We start from the raw sequence: 17,400 nt of genomic DNA on the forward strand, positions 1-17,400 counted from the left end.
TGTCTCCCCTATATTATTTGGTTTGCATTGAAGCCAATGCTTTTTGTAACTGTATTGCGCCTAATATAAACCATGAATTATTTGGTATCCAGTATTCACTTGTCATCCAGGAATAAGTCCAACCCCATACGCCGGTATCCATTATAGGATAATCAACGGGAAATTCTCCTGCTACGAAGTTTCTTGTATCGGTATCCCCGAGGTCTAGTAACTTACCGTTCCCCGGAACTATACCATTTAATATGCCACCCGGTACAATACCATCCTCGCACCCTTTCATAAAACAATACCGGTGGTGATAACACCCGGGATTCTTCCCGATTCCAGCCATCATTGATATGTCCGCCGAATTAAAACCTATTATCCACCGTAAATTATTTTCTGCTGTTGTCAAGTATTTATGCTCTTTCAGTAAAAGCGCGGCAGTCGACATTCCCCAGACAAATGCCCCAATTTGGGAATTTGCACGATACCGTATGTTTCTTACGGTTCCATCTTTTTCTTTATTTCCGATTAATCCAAAGTTAGATACATTTACAAACTGCATATTATAATCTGCCCATAACTTAAAGGCAGTTTTTATTTGAGGATTCAAATTGTTTTCCGGGTTCCGTCTAAAAAACTCGTACAACGCAACTAAGTAAAAAGAGCACATTTCATTTTTCCCGGAAGTCCTTGCTTCATCGGAATAAAATATCCCATCTTTGTCCTGTAGTTTTAATATGTTTTTAGCGTTTGCTTCCGCGCCTTCTTGGTACTTTTTATCTCCGGTAATTTCATATAACTCAAGCGCAGTCATAAGTAATCCTGTCTGAATTCCGAGATATGAATTTGGATTTGCTTTGATATCTCGATGACTGTCAATTTCATATAACTCTTTTGCAATATATACACATTTTTCTGCAGTTCTTTTGTATCTTTCAGGGAGTTCTTTATTATAGGATAATATCTGTCTTGCTGTTCTTGCCATTGAGGCGCCTACCAAACTTATCCCAGGGCTTTTGTATATACCATATATATTTTGTAACATATCCGTTTCGTGAATGATTCGTGGTGATTCCGTTTCGGGCGCTCCAAGCCAGGTACACACATCGTCGAAATCGGGTGTGAACCCTTCGTGAAAAGCACTGTCCCAGTATGCCTTACAAAAATATTCGGCTTCCCATAAAGCTTCTTCCGTTAGCCCGGAGATTGGAGAAGTTGAGGCTTCTGTTTGCTCGTTTTTAATATCTTTTCCAAATGCATCCTGTAAAGTTGTGAGAGCCAATACTCCGCTTGCTCCCGAGTATATCCATTTTCCGTAATCCCCGGCATCATGCCAACCACCGGTAATGTCAACGGTATCGCCGTTTGTCTTAATTACGGCATCTTTTGTATGGCAGAGTTCGTGGAAACCGGGAACTTCTGTCCCGCACCTCTGGTAATAAAACCACTTAGCCGCCTTCTGTGACAGGTCAATATATAAGCCTTTTTTAATCGGGAAAACGTAAGAATCCGTAACTTCATCCGTCTCATTTATCATTACTCTTACGAGATATAATCCTTCTTTTTTGAAATCCGAGAAATCGGCAATATAGTTATTGCCGCCCCAGATATGAAAACCTGTTTCTTTCAATTTTCCGGTATATACGACAGGTTGTGTTGCAGGAAATTGCCTATTATTAAGAGCGTTTATTATTTCAAATCTACCGGTAAGTTTTTTATCATTTCCCCAGATGATTGCTATTTTTTCACTGTTTATGTCGTACCCGCCGTAACATATTATTGGCCTTAATGTGGTTTGGGCGATTATTTGATTTTTAGCTAACGGAGACCAGCTGTTCGTTTGGGGCGAAATTCTCCTAATTGTCCGCGCTTGTTTAAGTTTATCTTCCGTTGTTAATGCCCCCTGGTTTCCTAATTTGCGTGAGATTACATCCATCTCTATGTATTTAGGTTTGTTCGTTACATCTACTTTAAATCTTAACCTGTCATCTTTAAAAGTATAATCTATATTGCTTTGTTCTTTTGTGAGAGTATCTACTAAAACAGGAGTCCCTTTGACAAAGAAGTATTTCGGGTCAAACATTAGAACGGTATTTACTTTTTTTGTTTTCTCCGGAGTATAAAATACAAGCCGAAGTTTTGTATTTTTCTGGTAAATATATGCAGAGAGTTTTGTGTTTTTTACGCTTGAGAGTACCGGGATATCTTTTCTGAAAACCCAATCATTGCCGAAAATTCCTGTTGGTTTTTCTGCTTCCAGTCGGGTAAGCCCAAGTATAAGAAATAATATAACAAATAATTTATGCATTTAACTTTTACACTTTAACTTTATTTATAAAATGTCAATAAAAAATTTTGTTGTAAAACTATTTCAACTAAAAATTATTTATCTCTTACGAAAAAAGATTGACGAGTTAAATTATTTGGTTAACTTAAAATTAAATTTTATGGATGAAATAACCAAAGATATGAGTATTGAGGAAGTGCTGGACATTTCCGTTGATACCGTAGACGTATTTATAGAGTACAAAATCCCCTGTATGGTAGACGGTGAACCTTTATGGGGAACGATTGAAGAAATTGCAAAGAAGTACAAAATTGACCTCGATAAACTACTTGCCAGCTTGAATGGAGTTATCTCGAGAGAACTCCCGGATTAGTTTTTCCCAACAAAATTATGCTTGAATACCAGACAACAAATAGATTTTTTGCTCAAGTCTCCACAGGAATAGAGGAACTTGCTATCAAAGAGCTGTCAGATTTTGGCGCAAAAGACATTGTACCTGCTTACAGGGGAATTTATTTCGGAGCGGATAAAGCCACTTTGTATAAAATAAATTATATGTCCCAGCTTGTTACAAGAGTTTTAGCTCCGTTGACATCATTTCTATGCCACAATACCCCATATCTATATAGAAAAGCAAAGACAATAGAATGGAGTGAGTTTTTGAACGTAGATAATACTTTTGCAATATTTGCCAACGTATCCAATAGTAAGATTGGACATTCTCATTATGCGGCACTTTGTTTGAAAGACGCCATTGCAGATTATTTCAGGGAGAAGTTTAATAAGAGACCTAATATTGATACTGAAAAACCTGATGTCTGGTTAAACCTGCATATTGAAAACAACAGGGCGACAATAAACTTTGATACATCAGGAGGGTCGTTACATCGCAGGGGATATCGTAAAGAAGCAGTCGAAGCCCCTATGCAGGAAACGTTGGCGGCGGCAATTATTAAGTTTACCGAATGGGACGGGTCAAAACCTCTTTATGACATAATGTGCGGTTCGGGAACACTGATTAGCGAAGCATTGATAAATTACTGCAAGGTTCCTGCGGGAATGTTCAGAAAACGATTTGGGTTTGAATTATTGCCGGATTTTGATAAAGATATATGGGAAGAGGTAAAAAACGAAGCTAAGTCGAACTCCCGTGAACTTCCGGACGGGATGATTTCGGGATGTGATATTTCCGGGCAGGCAATAAAATACACAAGAAACAATATTCGTAATTTGCCATATAGCGATAAAATAAAACTTAGTATACTGAGTTTTAAGAATATTAAAAGCCTGGAAAATTTTATCATAGTATGTAATCCACCTTATGGAATTCGCACGGGCGAAAAGGATGAAGTTGCGGAATTATATAAAGACTTGGGAGATTTCTTAAAGCAGAAGTGTAAAGGGGCGGAAGCTTATATTTATTTTGGAGACAGGGAGTTGATTTCAAAAATCGGATTAAAGCCTCGATGGAAGAAACCGCTGATGAATGGTCCGCTGGATGGAAGATTGGTTAGGTTTGATATGTATTAGGACAGATAGTAACAAATGGTAACAAGTAGAGACAGATTGTAACTAATTGTAACAGAAAAACAGAGAAGAATTCTTCACCGCAGAGAACAGAAAAGTCTAACCACAGAGTACACAGAGAAAAGAAAATTATAGAGAAACTGCAAACAGAGAAAAGAAATCAGACAGGATTAACAGGATATAAAAGCAGTAAAAAAGTTGAAAATAACAGAAAACAAATAAAACAAAAACTATAGAGAGCACAGAGAAAAAAGGAGAACTCAGAGAAGAGAAAGGAAAAGAAGAATAGGGATAATTTATTGACATTATAGTAAATTAATATACCATCAAAATATGAGTATGGATTCTAAAAAATTAAAAATGGCGGGTTTGGTTATAGTAGTTGCCGGACTTTTCTGGGGATTTGGTTTCAAAAATACTCAATTCCATAAAATAAAGATGGGAAATGCCGACTTACAGGTAGAAATAGTAAACACACCTTCTACAATGGCACGTGGACTTATGTATCGCAAAAAAATGCCGGAAAATAAGGGAATGCTTTTTGTTTTTAAGGAACCCGATTATCACTCTTTCTGGATGAAAAATACGTATATTCCATTATCCATTGCCTTTGTTACAGAAAGCAAAAAGATAGTCCAAATTGAAGATATGGCGCCGCTTGATACTGTAAGTTTTCATATATCCATAATACCCGTTAAATATGCCATAGAAGTAAACCAAGGGTGGTTTAGAAGACATAATGTGAAAGTAGGGGATAGGGTAAAGGGAATACGGTAGAAAAATTAAATATCAAAATGCAAATATCAAAAATAGCTTACAGATTAGAGATAATACATATCAAAAATTAAAACACCTACAAACTTGCCCCTAGGATATCTAATGACTATCATCAAAGAGCTTGTTACCACGAAATAAAGACAAAGATAAAATAAGAAAGACAGGATTATACAAAAAAAGATAATTTACATGGTAAAAGAAAGATAAAAGTAAAAACGAGATTCTTCGCTTCGCTCAGAATGACAGAAAAAACAATACATAAATAAAATGGATTCCCGTTTCCACGGGAATGACAAACCGTATGCAAGATAGTTGGTAAGTTGGAAGACAGAGGAGTAAAAATGAAAAGATTTTTAAAAATTACTTTTAGAGTAATTATATTGTTTGTTGCAGTAATTTTGAGTTATTGTACAATCGTAGTAATAAAAGCTCGAATAGATACACCTAAGATAATAAAAAAAGCATTGAACGCGGATAATATGACTTTAAAACTAAGCGACTTAAATCAATGGCAGATAGATGCTTTATTAACAATTGAAGACCCTAATTTTTACAAACATAACGGTATGGATTTGAAAACTCCCGGGGCAGGAATAACAACGATTACCCAGGGACTTGTAAAAATATACTATTTTAGTCATTTCAAACCCGGTTTCGCCAAACTCAAACAGACTTTAATAGCAGTATTTGCATTAAATTCTTTGGTTTCAAAAAACGATCAGCTCCGGTTATTTATTAATAATGTTTATCTTGGGAATGTAAATAACAAGCTGGTTATTGGTTTTGATAAAGCAGCAAATATTTATTATAATAAACCAATAAATCAGTTAACCGAAAGAGAATACCTGTCTATTGTTGCTATGATAATTGCACCCCAAAACTTTAATATTTTAAATAGACCTGAAGCAAATTTGGAGCGGACAGAAAGATTAATAAGCGTAATACTGGGAGAATATAAACCAAAAAGCTTAATGGATATTTATTACGGACAATTAGATGAAGAGACTCAGAAAGGTTTGGCGCCCTCGTCTTATTTTCCTTCGATTTACGATAAGAAGTAATAGCAAGAGATTAGCACAAAACAAAAAGGCGCAAAGTTCGCAGAGAGTAGAGAATATAACCAAAGGGACACTCTGATAATACTCCGAGAGAACACAGAGAATATAAAAACAGTCCAGCTGAGCCGGATAAACTGGAATAATTCTCCCATATCACAAAGTCTAACTAAACGCAGATAAAAAAGAGAAGGGCAGAAAGAATGAAAAAGGGAAATATTTTGATTATTCTGAAAGTGGTTTGATATCATTTATGGGAACATTTTTTAAGCTTGACAATAAGCGATTGAGTATATAACATAGACACTATGTTTGATTTTGAGTTTATAAGGAATAATTTTGAGCTTATAAAAAGGTCGGCAGAACTCAAGGGCGAATCCGTTGATGTTGATAAGTTTACGCTTCTTGATTTAAAGAGACGGGACCTCGTAAAAAGAAGAGATGCTATCAGGGCTGAACAAAAACAAATTTCCCTCAAAGTAGCAGAGCTTAAAAAGTCCGGGCAAGGTGACAAAGCAGAGGACTTGATAAAACAATCCCGTCAGTTATCCGAATCCGAATCCCAATTGACAGTAGAAATTACAGAAATAGAAACCGAACTCTATACGTTAATAAGCTGGATGCCAAATATTCCGGATGCATCGGTTCCTCTTAAAACCGTAACAACAATAAAAGAACACGGGACTCCTCTTGCATTTGAAGAATTTGCCCCGAAGACTTCCGATGAGTTATGTGAATCATTGGATATGGTTGATTTTAGACGCAGTACTAAAGTAGTGGGTTCCAATTTCCCGTGTTACAAGGGATTTGGAGCAAGATTTGAACGGGCGCTTATTAATTTTATGTTAGATTTGCATATTAAACAGGGGTATACCGAAATTTTACCGTCTTATTTGGTTAACCCGAAATCGATGTTCCATACGGGACAGTTACCAAAACTTGAAGAAGATATGTATTTTATAGGAAAAGATAATTTATTCCTTAATCCGACAGCTGAAGTGCCGGTAATAAATTTATTCCAGGAAGAGGTATTGGATGCAAAAGATTTTCCAATTAAATACGTTGGGTATACTGCGTGTTTCAGAAGAGAAGCAGGTTCTTACGGAAAAATGACAAAAGGATTAAGACGATTACACCAGTTTAATAAAGTTGAACTTATAAAATTTGTCCATCCTGATTCTTCTTACCAGGAGTTGGAAATATTACTTGAAGAAGCAGAAGAAGTATTAAAGTTATTAGGGCTAACATACAGGGTAATTCTATTACCCGTAAACGATATGAGTTTTGCTTCTGCAAAGACTTATGACATAGAGCTATGGGCACCTGCGAGCAAGGAATGGCTTGAAGTTTCTTCGTGCAGTAATTGTGAAGGGTTCCAGGCAAGGCGCGCAAAAATAAGGTTCAGGGATAAAGGTGAGATGAAGGCCGTTCATATATTAAATGGGTCCGGTGTAGCAACGCCGAGATTATTTATTACTTTAATCGAGCAGTACCAGACTGCGGACGGAGGAATAGTAATTCCGGAAGTTCTCAGACCATATATGGGTGGAATTGATAAAATAGATTCTAAAAAGAAAACTCAAGAAACTTAGGGGGGGAAAATGGGACCTTTGGATGAAATATATAAAAATATGAAGGAGAAAATGGCTCACAGTATAGAGCTTTTTAAACACCAACTTGGGACTACGAGAACAGGGCGTGCTTCTACTGCTTTAGTAGAAGGGTTGAAAGTTGATTCTTACGGGACATCTTTACCTATAAAACAAGTAGCTTCAATAGCTTGTCCTGACCCAAAACTAATAGTAATAAAACCATGGGACCGCAATCTTATTTCTGAAATTGAGAAATCAATACTAAAATCCGGTATAGGATTAACGCCTTCCAACGATGGCGCAGCGGTAAAACTTCCTATTCCTTCATTAACGGAAGAAAGAAAGCAAGGTTTGATAAAACTTGTTAAAAAATTCGCAGAAGATTCAAGAGTTGCTTTAAGAAACATAAGAAGAGATGAGGTTATAAAAATAAAAGCCATTAAAGACCTTCCCGAAGATGATGGTCATAGGGGAGAGAAAGAAATCCAGCGTATTATGGAAGAACAGATAAAAATTATAGATGAGTTACTTTCCAAAAAAGAAAAAGAGATAATGGAAGGATAAAGAAAGGTGCAGGAGAAAAAAGGATAGAACTATGAAAAATATAAACATAGAAGAGCATGGTTTAATAAAGAATAATCTTCCTATTCACGTTGCAGTTATTATGGATGGCAATGGAAGATGGGCAACACAGCGAAAAAAGCCTATAGTTGACGGGCATACACAAGGCATTGCTTCTGTCAGGGAAATGGTCGAATCTTGTGGGTCTTTAGGAATAAAATTTCTTACACTTTATACATTTTCCGAAGAAAACTGGCAGAGACCTCCTGCAGAAATAAAAGCGATATTAACTCTTCTCGAGAAACATTTAGAAAAAGAACTCCCCGAACTAAATAGAAATAACGTAGCGGTTCAATTCATTGGTAGATTGAGTAAATTTCCGCCTTCTATAAAACAAAGAATGGATAAAGCGCTAACATCCACAAGTCATAATACCGGCTTGCAACTAACGCTTGCATTATCATATAGCGGGCGAGCAGAGATAATAGATGCCATTCATAAGATTACGGGACCTACAAAGCGTATAACTGAAAATAGTTTTCGTAATTATCTTTACGCACCCAAATTACCGGATCCCGACCTTTTAATAAGGACATCCGGCGAACAACGGGTTTCTAATTTTTTCCTTTACCAGCTTGCTTATACTGAGATATATACTACGCCTATTTTATGGCCTGATTTCAAAACTCCCGCTCTTATCGAGGCTCTAAAATGGTATCAGCAAAGGAATCGGAGATTTGGCAGAAGATAGAAAATTTTGGAATTTGGAGTGCGGATTAAAAGAGATAAGACAGAAAAAAATGAGTTTTGTAACTAAAATCAAGGCAAGTGAAAAGTGAACTTTTTTATAGGGTAATAACCTCGGTTTTATTTATTCCTGTCCTTATATTCGTTGCCTACACAGGCGGTATATATTATTTGTTGTTTATTGAATTAGGCATTGCTTTAGGAGCTTATGAATTTTATAAGATATTGGAGAAACGCGGGCTTAAACCTTTTATTTTTATAGGTGTACTTGCAGCTTTAACTCTTGGTTGGGCATCTTTTTATGCATCGCATCTTTATACTCTTTTGACTCTTACTGCACTTTTAATGTTTGTATCCATTTCCGAATTATACAGAAGAAATATGGACAGAGCAATATACCATATTTCGGGGACAATGTTTGGAGTTTTGTATGTAGGATGGCTTTTTAGTCATTTAATATTATTAAGACAGATTCCGGTATTATTATATCATCACGAAGCGTTCCATAATATACATAATCTTAAATTTTATATGTTTAATCCAAGGGGTAGCATATTCGCAGACGCTTACAGTTTGGGCGCAGTATATACGCTTATACCGTTTGTGCTTGCATGGTCAAATGATATCACTGCGTATTTCGTAGGGAATAAATTTGGCAAACATAAGATTTTAAAGCGTGTGTCGCCGGGGAAATCGTGGGAAGGTTGTATATCCGGTGGGCTTATGGGAATAATCAGTATGTTTTTAGTAAGAGCATTTCTTGCGCCGTGGTTAAATGTTCTGGATTGTTTAATACTTGGTGGGGGGAGCGCCTTTTTGTCTCCAATGGGAGATTTGGTAGAATCTTTATTAAAGAGAGATGTCAGGATAAAAGATGCATCCTCAACCATTCCCGGACATGGTGGATTTCTTGATAGGTTTGATTCGGTTTTGTTTGTAGCCCCTCTTGTTTACTATTATTTGACGTTGTTTGTTGTAGGCAGATAAGACCACTCCGGAAAAAACTCATAAATTAATTCATAGTTTTTTATTTTTTAGTTGCAGATTTAATATTCAACATTTAAGGTATATCAAATAGATATTGGGTATTATACAAGTATCAGAAAGAATATAGGAGGAATAATGGTATTAGAAACTAATCTAAAAGGCATTCCTTTGATTTCTCGCGGAAAAGTTAGAGACATATATGATTTGGGCTCAGAGTTGCTTATCGTGGCTACGGACAGGATTTCTGCTTTTGATTTTATACTCCCCACCGGAATTCCCGATAAAGGTAAAGTCCTTACGCAGCTATCCAAGTTCTGGTTCGAACTGACCAAAGATATTATCCCAAACCATTTAATCGCAACGGATGTGGATGAATTCCCATCTAATTTAAGAGAATATAAGTCCATTTTAGAAGGGCGGTCAATGCTTGTTAAAAAGACTTCGGTTATTCCCGTAGAATGTGTCGTAAGAGGATGGCTTGCAGGGAGTGGGTGGGAGGAATACCAAAAAAGCGGAACGGTATGTGGAATCCAGTTACCAAAAGGGCTGGTAGAGTCGTCAAAACTGCTGGCAGCAATATTTACACCTACAACAAAGGCAACCGAGGGGCATGATATGCCGATAAATTTCGAACAATGCAGAAAACTTGTGGGAGATGAAGTTGCAGATTCGTTAAGGAGAAAAAGTATAGCTTTATATACGTTTGCGGCTGAATATGCACGAAAAAAAGGAATAATAATAGCAGATACGAAGTTTGAATTTGGGATGTTGAATAACCAGATAATATTAATAGACGAAGTTTTCACGCCGGATTCATCAAGGTTCTGGTCGGTTTCGGATTACGTTGAGGGAGAATCGCAAAAGAGTTTTGATAAACAGTTTGTAAGGGATTATCTTTTAAGCATAAAATGGAATAAACAGCCGCCGGTACCTGAGTTGCCGGATGAAATAGTGAAAAAAACAAGAGAAAAATATATGGATGCAGTACGGTTGATAACGACAGGGGAAAAAGAAAAACCTCTTTATGAGAAAGGGAAGTATTTTGTGAGTTAGTAAGGGAAAAAAGATTCTGGAAACCACTTAACTTACTTAACCACTCAACTTACTTAACTAATTGAGTTGGTATTGGGGGAAAAAAATGATAAAAGTTAGAATAGCGCCGTCACCGACAGGATACTTACACGTAGGAACGGCAAGAACTGCAATCTTTAACTGGTTGCTTGCAAGAAATCAGAAAGGAAAGTTTGTCCTTAGAATTGAAGATACCGACATTAAACGTTCTTCACAGGAAATGACTCAATCCATAATAGACAGTTTGAAGTGGATGGGTTTGAACTGGGATGAAGGTCCCATATTGCAGTGTGACAGACTGGAAAATTACAAAAAGAATGCAGAAGAATTGATAAAGACCAAACTCTGCGATTTCTGTTACTGTACCGAGGAAGACTTAAAACCACGTAAACAGAATGCTCTTGCAGAGAAAAAATCGTGGAAATGTAACCGTCCCTGTCTTAGTTTACCTGCGGACGAAAGACAAAAATGGATAATGAGACCTTCGGCTGTAAGGTTTTTTACTGAATCAGACGGAAAAGTAAGTTTTATGGATAAACTGCACGGGGAACTTACAAAAGACTTACACGACATAGAAGATTTTATTCTAATGAAATCGGACGGAACGCCTTCTTATAATTTTGCCTGTGTAGTGGATGACCACGAAATGGGAATTACACATATTTTAAGAGGAGAAGACCATATTTCAAATACGTTCAAACAAATCATAATATATAAAGCATTTGGGTGGAAACCGCCGGTGTTTATTCATGTACCAATGATTCTTGGGGCAGACCGTTCAAAACTGTCAAAACGGCATGGAGCAGTTTCTGTGCTGGAATACAGAGACAAAGGGATTTTACCTGAAACGCTTGTTAATTTCCTTGCTTTGCTCGGTTGGTCGCCGGGAGGGGATAGGGAAGTTTTGAGTATGGAAGAACTTATATCGGAGTTTTCTCTTGATAAACTGGGTGTAACGGGTTCAATCTTTGATTACCAGAAACTGGAATGGATGAACGGGGAGCATATTAATAGGTTAAGTGATGATGAATTACTTGAAAGAATAAAGAATTTTGAGCCAAGCAATAAATTATTAATGGGAAATGATGAATATATTAAAAAGGTAATTGCGTTATTAAAACCGAGGATGAAGACGTTATTGGATATGGAAAGTTATTTCTTTATTGAGCCGACGGAGTATGATGAAAAGGGAGCGGGAAAATATCTTACACAGGAAGGGAAGCAGAGGTTGGAGTTATTAAAGACAAGGTTATCCGAATTAACGGAATTTAGTGTTGAGAACATAGAGGCGGTTATAAGAAAAATAGCCGAAGAGCTTGGAATCGGTGCAGGGTTATTAATTCATCCGTTGCGGCTTGCATTGACAGGGAAAACCGTAGGACCAAGCCTTTTCCATTTGGTTGAAGTGCTGGGGAAGGAAAGAGTTATGCAGAGGATTGAGAAAACGATGAAGTGGATAAAGTGAAAACAGATAAATTCAACCACAGAGAGCACAGAGTCCAGCGGAGCTGGATAGAAATCTCTCCAGTAAAAGACTCTGGACAACAATCCCTAATTAACATAAGGGCTTGTAAGTAAGAACTAAAGTTCTAAGAGCTTGCTATAAGTTGAGTAGGGTAAGTAAGGTAAGTAAGTTGAGTGGGTGAGTATTTGAAATTTAAGATTATGCTAATGAAAAAATTGATTATAATTTTGGGAATGATTGTTTGTGGGGCGATGACTGTTGTGGCGGAGGAGGATACGGCAGGGCAGAATACGTTGGTTGAGGAGTTTGAGAGGCTTAATGCCAAAAAAAAATTAACTAATGAAGAGTATGAGAGGTTTGTAGATTTAAGCGGGAAAATAGAGGTAAAAGAAGCTGCCAAGGAAAAGTTTCAAAAGAAGTTTGAGGGTAGGTTTGTCAAAAAAACGCGATTTAGTGAATATTTGAAGGAAGAGTTTTTACATCCTTCGCGTTCTATGGAAATCTTTGAGTGTCTTGCAGTTATTGGTTTGGCTGTTTTTTTATTATTTAAGTGGTGGGCTGCGTGAAAAGTAAGGTAAGTGAGGTGAGTAGGTTAAGTAGGTTAAGTACGGGATAAAAAAGAAAAAGACAGAAATATTTATCCACGAATGAACGCGAATTTACACGAATAAAAGAAAAATCAAACAGGGATTAAAAGAGAATTCCCAACAGAACATGGCAAGTTGGACTAATGCCCCAACCTACCCTTACAGAGGTTGAGATTCTTCGCTACGCTCAGAATGACAAACGGAGATTACCTTTTTCTTGACAAACAGTATTACTTATTATAAAAAAGTAATACTATGGAAAATATAATAAGGTTTGCGGTATCGCTGCCTGAGAAGTTATTGGAATCTTTTGACAAACTTATTGCGGAGAAGAATTCTCCCTCGCGTTCGGAGGCTATAAGGGATTTGATAAGGGCACACCTCATAGAGCAGGAATGGACGGAAGATAATAGGGAAGTTGTGGGGACTATTACAATCGTATATGACCACGACACAAGAGAACTGTTGGATAAATTAATGGATTTTCAGCACCATCATAACGATATTATAGTTTCTTCAACTCATATACATCTTGATAACCATAATTGCCTGGAAGTTATTATCGTAAAGGGAAAAGGGAGAGACATAAAAGATATGGCAGAAAAGCTGATAAGTATACGCGGAGTAAAACACGGCAAACTAACCACAACAAGCACCGGAAAAAACATATCCTAATGTTTAAAAATTTTTTATCATATAGTATTACTATTTTTATTTTTGTAATATCTTAATATGGGAAATGGGGGTAGTATGAGGAAGGGGAGCGGTAGGGTTTTAGGAGGTCTCTGTTTGTTTTTGTCGAATTATGTTTTTATTGCTGTTGCTTTGGGGGCGAGACCGCTTTGCACGGATGATGCAGGCGTGGTTGAAAAAGGAAAATACGAGTTAGAAACAGGATATGATATAACTTCCGATGAGCAAATTGGGAATATAAGTTTTAAACACGGGATAACAGACAGGATGGACATCGGCATTTCTTTGCCATTGCAGGTAAAACCTTTGGAAGAAGACATATTTTGTCCTTCGGGAATTGGTATGAAGTTTATGCTTGTAAAAGATATGGTATCGTTTAGTTTTACGAATGAACTTGGGACATCCGATTACATCATCAATGGTATTTTTTCAAAGGAACTGAGTTTCATAAGCGTACATTTTAATCTAGGGTATGAATACACGGGAATCTCAGGGGAAAAAGGTGAAATAAGTTATTCGGGCGCATTTGAATTTCCGGTTAAGAAAGTTGATATTGTGGGAGAAATATTGAACGAAGAAGGTATTTTATTTGGGGGCAGAATACATATAAAAGATTGTATAGCATTGGATACGGGTTACAATATAAAAAATAAGTTATTAACGGTAGGTTTACATTATGAATTTTAGGAGGATAAAATGCATATACCTGACGGATTTTTAGATGCAAAGACTGCCATAACGGCTGCGGCATTTTCCGGGACGGTTTTAGTGTTAGCCTTTGCAAAAGCTAAGAAAAAAATAGGAGATAAACATATTCCTTTATACGGAGTATTAGCTGCTTTTATTTTTGCGGCGCAGATGCTTAATTTCCCGGTTGCAGGTGGAACATCGGGACATTTTATCGGAGGAGCTTTAGCCGGCATATTGTTGGGTCCCCTGGGGGGTACAATTGTATTGACTGTAGTACTTGTCGTCCAGTGTTTAATTTTCCAGGATGGCGGACTAACTGCTTTAGGAGCGAATGTACTTAATATGGCTATAGTGTGCCCTTTTATAGGATACTACCTTTATATTGCTTTCGGTAAAAACAAAAAAAACTTATTGAGCCGGGTATTTATTGCAGGTTTGGTATCAACAGTAGCTGCAGCAATAGCCTGTTCTCTTGAGTTAGGCATTTCCGGGATTGTGCCGCTGAACATTGCGCTTCCTGCGATGACTATTGTCCATATCTTTATAGGTATCGGAGAAGGGGTAATCACATTTTTTGTTTTCAGTTTTTTATTAAAAGTAAGACCTGATTTACTGGAGCTTGATAAGTTGGTCTAAGGGGGTTCTATGAAAAAGATAATTTTCACCGGGTTAGTAGTTTCATGTTTTCTTGCGCTTTTTATTTCTCCTTTTGCATCTTCATCCCCGGATGGATTGGAAAGAGTAGCCATAAACAAAGAATTTATTGAAAAGGGCGAAGGGCATAACGTTATAAAAAGTCCATTACCTGATTACTTAATTCCGGGCATAAAACACGAAAAGATATCCACTTCCGTCGCAGGAATAGTAGGGACTTTGCTTGTTTTCGGGTTAGCTTTTGGAGTAACTGCATTGGTTTCCAAGAAGAAAGAGCAATAAATTATGACAAATTATTTAGATAACTTTACCTATCTGTCTAACAAGCAGGCAGGTAAAGTCGGTAACAGCGTTATTTACAGGTTAGACTCAAGGATAAAATTTCTATTTTCTTTATTCTTTATTTTTTTTGTAGTATTCACTCCGCCCTCTTATTTCATAAAATTTCTTTTTTACTTGATATTTATCCTTATAATAGCGATAACATCAGGCATCCCGCTATTATATATTCTTAAAAGGTCTTTAGTAATTATTCCGTTTGTTTTATTAATCGGGATATTTATTCCTTTTTTGAAAAACGGGGAAATAGCCGGTTCTTACAATTTCCGGTTATTTAAGGTAAACGTAACATATGAGGGTCTTCTCATTTTTTGGAATATATTTATTAAGGCATTTTTGTCTGCGTTAACATTAATTATCCTATCGGCTACCACACAATTCAACAGTTTATTGGAAGGACTGAAAAAGTTACGCATTCCTTTTATTTTTATAATGATTCTGTCTTTGATGTATCGTTATCTTTTTATTATACAGGAAAAGGTTATTCTTATTGATAGGGCAAGGAAGTTACGGTCTTTTAAAGGCAAAAAGAAAAGCATTTTTTTATCACAGGCAAGAATATTAGGGAATATCATTGCCACGCTTTTTATTAAATCGTATAACCAGGGGGAACAAATTTATACTTCTATGTGTTTAAGAGGTTTTACCGGGGACACAAAAACACTGGACAGATTAAAAATCAATGGATATGATGTCTTATTTCTGTCTTTATCTTTAGTTTGTATGGTCGTTATAAGGTTTCTAATAAAATGAAAGCAATTGAATGTCGTAATATAAGTTATCTTTATCCAAACGGATTGAAAGCAATCAACGGGATAGATTTCGTCGTAGAAGAGAATGAAACACTTGGAATAATCGGTCCAAACGGCGCGGGAAAAACAACGTTATTTCTTGCGTTATGCGGGATAATCCCTTTTGAAGGGGAAATAAAAATTTGTAATACGGAACTTACAAAAAGCAATGTACAAAGTATAAGAAAGGATTTAGGCTTTGTTTTTCAAAATCCGGATGACCAGTTATTTATGCCGACAGTGTATGAGGATATTGCTTTTGGCCCTATGAACCTTGGATTTTCAAAAGACGAAGTGGACTGTTGTGTAAAAAAGGCTCTTCTTAATGTTGGATTATCGGGATTTGAAGAGAGGATTACTCATCATTTAAGTTTTGGCGAGAAAAAAAGGGTTGCATTAGCCACTGTATTATCAATGTCTCCCAAAATCTTATTACTGGATGAGCCGACGAGTGAGCTTGACCCGTGGGCAAAAAATCGGTTTATTGAGTTGATTTCTAAAGTTGAAGGAACTAAAATAATTGCGAGCCATGACTTGCAGATGATTATAGACCTCTGCGATAAAATTATGTTATTAAATAAAGGTAAAATACTTGAAATAACGGAAAATGTAAAAGATATAAAAGAGCTATATAGTAAGTTTAATCTATAATATCATTAACAGACAACAGAAGGATTCACCGCAGAGAAAAAAATATCAAACCACAAGATTACACAGATTGACACAGGATTCATAAAAAGCAACACAGAAAACATAATACAGAAAAAATTAGACAGGATTTACAGGATTAGATAAAAAAGGCGGCATGGACAGCAGAAGAAAGACACTTAAGCAATGGATTCCCGCTTTCGCGGGAATGACAAAACGCTACTAAAAAAAAGAACACCCCCATAAATCACAAACCATAACCCCAGAAACACACACAGAAAGCGGGAAAATAACATTTTTCCTTGACAAATAAAAATAGTGTATTAGTGTGCTAATACACTATTAAATAATACAATGGAAATAAAGATTGATATAAACAGCGGGGCGATATACCTGCAGATAATGGATAGGATAAAGAGGGCTATAATCAGAGGGGATTGGAAAAGAGGTGAGCAGGTTATATCGGTGAGGGATATGGCAATAAAGATCGGGGTAAATCCGAATACGGTTGCGAGGGCTTATGCCGAATTGGAAAGGGAAGGGATGCTCATATCAAAACGTGGGATGGGGACTTTTGTGACGGAAGACGCAAAGAAAATAGAAGAAGAAAAAGAGAAGCTTGCCACGCAATACGCGGAAAGGTTTGGAAAAGAAATCAAAGAGATCGGTATTTCTGTAAACGTGATGACAAAGTTGTTAAATAAGATTGTAAAAGAAAATGAGTCAACAAAATAAAATGAAAGAAATAAAAAAACACAGAGAAAAATTCACCGCAGAGACGCAGAGATCGCAAAGGGAAGAAGCAAAAAAAAGATAAAAAAAAGATAAAAAAAAGAAAAATTAAAAGTTATGGAAACAATAAATAACAAAATGGAGATAAAAAAGAGAGGGCGCGGAGGGGAAAAAGTAATTTTGGGTTTTTGGCTGAAGCCCGGGAGAGTGTT

19 protein-coding genes are annotated in these 17,400 nt (G+C 36.6%); 18 read left to right on the plus strand and 1 reads right to left on the minus strand.

Annotated elements, in window-relative coordinates; genetic code table 11:
• Positions 1 to 13: 13 nt before the first annotated feature.
• Positions 14 to 2,293: a glycoside hydrolase family 9 protein gene (locus WC614_02035; GenBank protein ID MFA5031773.1), complete on the minus strand. Its 2,280-nt coding sequence runs from the start codon at positions 2,291 to 2,293 to the stop codon at positions 14 to 16.
• A 31-nt stretch (positions 2,294 to 2,324) separates the two neighbouring features.
• Here WC614_02035 and WC614_02040 point away from each other — a divergent pair, with 31 nt between their 5' ends.
• The 18 genes from WC614_02040 (at position 2,325) to WC614_02125 (ending at position 17,191) form a co-directional block, all read left to right on the plus strand.
• Entirely contained in the window at positions 2,325 to 2,645 is a 321-nt protein-coding gene (locus WC614_02040) for a hypothetical protein (GenBank protein ID MFA5031774.1), read from the plus strand.
• Positions 2,646 to 2,662: 17 nt separating this feature from the next.
• Positions 2,663 to 3,802, plus strand: a complete 1,140-nt coding sequence (locus WC614_02045) for a THUMP domain-containing protein (GenBank protein ID MFA5031775.1) — start codon at positions 2,663 to 2,665, stop codon at positions 3,800 to 3,802.
• Between the two features lie 336 nt (positions 3,803 to 4,138).
• On the plus strand, positions 4,139 to 4,576 hold the full coding sequence (locus tag WC614_02050; protein ID MFA5031776.1) for a DUF192 domain-containing protein: 438 nt from the start codon (positions 4,139 to 4,141) through the stop codon (positions 4,574 to 4,576).
• A gap of 341 nt (positions 4,577 to 4,917) precedes the next feature.
• On the plus strand, positions 4,918 to 5,637 hold the full coding sequence (locus WC614_02055; protein ID MFA5031777.1) for a biosynthetic peptidoglycan transglycosylase: 720 nt from the start codon (positions 4,918 to 4,920) through the stop codon (positions 5,635 to 5,637).
• Positions 5,638 to 5,939: 302 nt separating this feature from the next.
• Positions 5,940 to 7,223, plus strand: coding sequence for a serine--tRNA ligase (gene serS / locus WC614_02060; GenBank protein MFA5031778.1), 1,284 nt, complete (start codon positions 5,940 to 5,942; stop codon positions 7,221 to 7,223).
• A gap of 9 nt (positions 7,224 to 7,232) precedes the next feature.
• Positions 7,233 to 7,787 (plus strand): ribosome recycling factor, encoded by a 555-nt coding sequence (frr, locus tag WC614_02065; GenBank protein MFA5031779.1) that lies wholly within the window; start codon positions 7,233 to 7,235, stop codon positions 7,785 to 7,787.
• Positions 7,788 to 7,818: 31 nt separating this feature from the next.
• Positions 7,819 to 8,535 carry a polyprenyl diphosphate synthase gene (gene uppS / locus WC614_02070; GenBank protein ID MFA5031780.1) on the plus strand — a complete coding sequence of 239 codons (717 nt, stop codon included), beginning with the start codon at positions 7,819 to 7,821 and terminating at the stop codon, positions 8,533 to 8,535.
• Positions 8,536 to 8,612: 77 nt separating this feature from the next.
• The gene (locus tag WC614_02075; GenBank protein ID MFA5031781.1) at positions 8,613 to 9,518 is read left to right on the plus strand and encodes a phosphatidate cytidylyltransferase; all 906 of its coding nucleotides are present in this window, start codon (positions 8,613 to 8,615) and stop codon (positions 9,516 to 9,518) included.
• Positions 9,519 to 9,653: 135 nt separating this feature from the next.
• Complete coding sequence (locus WC614_02080) at positions 9,654 to 10,571, plus strand: phosphoribosylaminoimidazolesuccinocarboxamide synthase (GenBank protein ID MFA5031782.1); 918 nt, start codon at positions 9,654 to 9,656, stop codon at positions 10,569 to 10,571.
• A gap of 85 nt (positions 10,572 to 10,656) precedes the next feature.
• On the plus strand, positions 10,657 to 12,054 hold the full coding sequence (gene gltX / locus WC614_02085; protein ID MFA5031783.1) for a glutamate--tRNA ligase: 1,398 nt from the start codon (positions 10,657 to 10,659) through the stop codon (positions 12,052 to 12,054).
• 206 nt (positions 12,055 to 12,260) lie between these two features.
• Complete coding sequence (locus WC614_02090; GenBank protein MFA5031784.1) at positions 12,261 to 12,620, plus strand: hypothetical protein; 360 nt, start codon at positions 12,261 to 12,263, stop codon at positions 12,618 to 12,620.
• A gap of 276 nt (positions 12,621 to 12,896) precedes the next feature.
• Positions 12,897 to 13,316, plus strand: a complete 420-nt coding sequence (gene nikR, locus WC614_02095) for a nickel-responsive transcriptional regulator NikR (GenBank protein ID MFA5031785.1) — start codon at positions 12,897 to 12,899, stop codon at positions 13,314 to 13,316.
• A gap of 75 nt (positions 13,317 to 13,391) precedes the next feature.
• Positions 13,392 to 14,021 (plus strand): hypothetical protein, encoded by a 630-nt coding sequence (locus WC614_02100; GenBank protein ID MFA5031786.1) that lies wholly within the window; start codon positions 13,392 to 13,394, stop codon positions 14,019 to 14,021.
• A gap of 9 nt (positions 14,022 to 14,030) precedes the next feature.
• Entirely contained in the window at positions 14,031 to 14,660 is a 630-nt protein-coding gene (locus WC614_02105; GenBank protein ID MFA5031787.1) for an energy-coupling factor ABC transporter permease, read from the plus strand.
• A gap of 9 nt (positions 14,661 to 14,669) precedes the next feature.
• Entirely contained in the window at positions 14,670 to 14,960 is a 291-nt protein-coding gene (locus WC614_02110; GenBank protein ID MFA5031788.1) for a PDGLE domain-containing protein, read from the plus strand.
• A 3-nt stretch (positions 14,961 to 14,963) separates the two neighbouring features.
• Positions 14,964 to 15,770 carry a cobalt ECF transporter T component CbiQ gene (gene cbiQ, locus WC614_02115; GenBank protein ID MFA5031789.1) on the plus strand — a complete coding sequence of 269 codons (807 nt, stop codon included), beginning with the start codon at positions 14,964 to 14,966 and terminating at the stop codon, positions 15,768 to 15,770.
• Positions 15,767 to 16,459, plus strand: coding sequence for an ABC transporter ATP-binding protein (locus WC614_02120; protein MFA5031790.1), 693 nt, complete (start codon positions 15,767 to 15,769; stop codon positions 16,457 to 16,459). The genes cbiQ and WC614_02120 overlap by 4 nt, the downstream gene beginning before the upstream one ends.
• Positions 16,460 to 16,810: 351 nt before the next feature.
• A complete protein-coding gene (locus WC614_02125; GenBank protein ID MFA5031791.1) occupies positions 16,811 to 17,191 on the plus strand; it encodes a GntR family transcriptional regulator in 381 nt (126 codons plus the stop codon).
• Positions 17,192 to 17,400 lie beyond the last annotated feature (209 nt).

Source organism: bacterium (genome assembly GCA_041649255.1).
Lineage (GTDB): Bacteria > Hydrothermota > UBA3073 > JACQXS01 > JAQTXJ01 > JAQTXJ01.

Bases quoted from the DNA above. Each gene is read 5' to 3' on its own strand.
- WC614_02105 (MFA5031787.1), top strand. From the start codon at position 14,031: ATGCATATACCTGACGGATTTTTAGATGCAAAGACTGCCATAACGGCT.
- WC614_02045 (MFA5031775.1), top strand. From the start codon at position 2,663: ATGCTTGAATACCAGACAACAAATAGATTTTTTGCTCAAGTCTCCACA.
- WC614_02055 (MFA5031777.1), top strand. From the start codon at position 4,918: ATGAAAAGATTTTTAAAAATTACTTTTAGAGTAATTATATTGTTTGTT.
- WC614_02100 (MFA5031786.1), top strand. From the start codon at position 13,392: ATGAGGAAGGGGAGCGGTAGGGTTTTAGGAGGTCTCTGTTTGTTTTTG.
- WC614_02125 (MFA5031791.1), top strand. From the start codon at position 16,811: ATGGAAATAAAGATTGATATAAACAGCGGGGCGATATACCTGCAGATA.
- WC614_02050 (MFA5031776.1), top strand. From the start codon at position 4,139: ATGGATTCTAAAAAATTAAAAATGGCGGGTTTGGTTATAGTAGTTGCC.
- frr (MFA5031779.1), top strand. From the start codon at position 7,233: ATGGGACCTTTGGATGAAATATATAAAAATATGAAGGAGAAAATGGCT.
- cbiQ (MFA5031789.1), top strand. From the start codon at position 14,964: ATGACAAATTATTTAGATAACTTTACCTATCTGTCTAACAAGCAGGCA.
- gltX (MFA5031783.1), top strand. From the start codon at position 10,657: ATGATAAAAGTTAGAATAGCGCCGTCACCGACAGGATACTTACACGTA.
- serS (MFA5031778.1), top strand. From the start codon at position 5,940: ATGTTTGATTTTGAGTTTATAAGGAATAATTTTGAGCTTATAAAAAGG.
- WC614_02040 (MFA5031774.1), top strand. From the start codon at position 2,325: ATGTCAATAAAAAATTTTGTTGTAAAACTATTTCAACTAAAAATTATT.
- WC614_02035 (MFA5031773.1), bottom strand. From the start codon at position 2,293: ATGCATAAATTATTTGTTATATTATTTCTTATACTTGGGCTTACCCGA.
- WC614_02120 (MFA5031790.1), top strand. From the start codon at position 15,767: ATGAAAGCAATTGAATGTCGTAATATAAGTTATCTTTATCCAAACGGA.
- WC614_02110 (MFA5031788.1), top strand. From the start codon at position 14,670: ATGAAAAAGATAATTTTCACCGGGTTAGTAGTTTCATGTTTTCTTGCG.
- WC614_02090 (MFA5031784.1), top strand. From the start codon at position 12,261: ATGAAAAAATTGATTATAATTTTGGGAATGATTGTTTGTGGGGCGATG.
- WC614_02080 (MFA5031782.1), top strand. From the start codon at position 9,654: ATGGTATTAGAAACTAATCTAAAAGGCATTCCTTTGATTTCTCGCGGA.
- nikR (MFA5031785.1), top strand. From the start codon at position 12,897: ATGGAAAATATAATAAGGTTTGCGGTATCGCTGCCTGAGAAGTTATTG.
- uppS (MFA5031780.1), top strand. From the start codon at position 7,819: ATGAAAAATATAAACATAGAAGAGCATGGTTTAATAAAGAATAATCTT.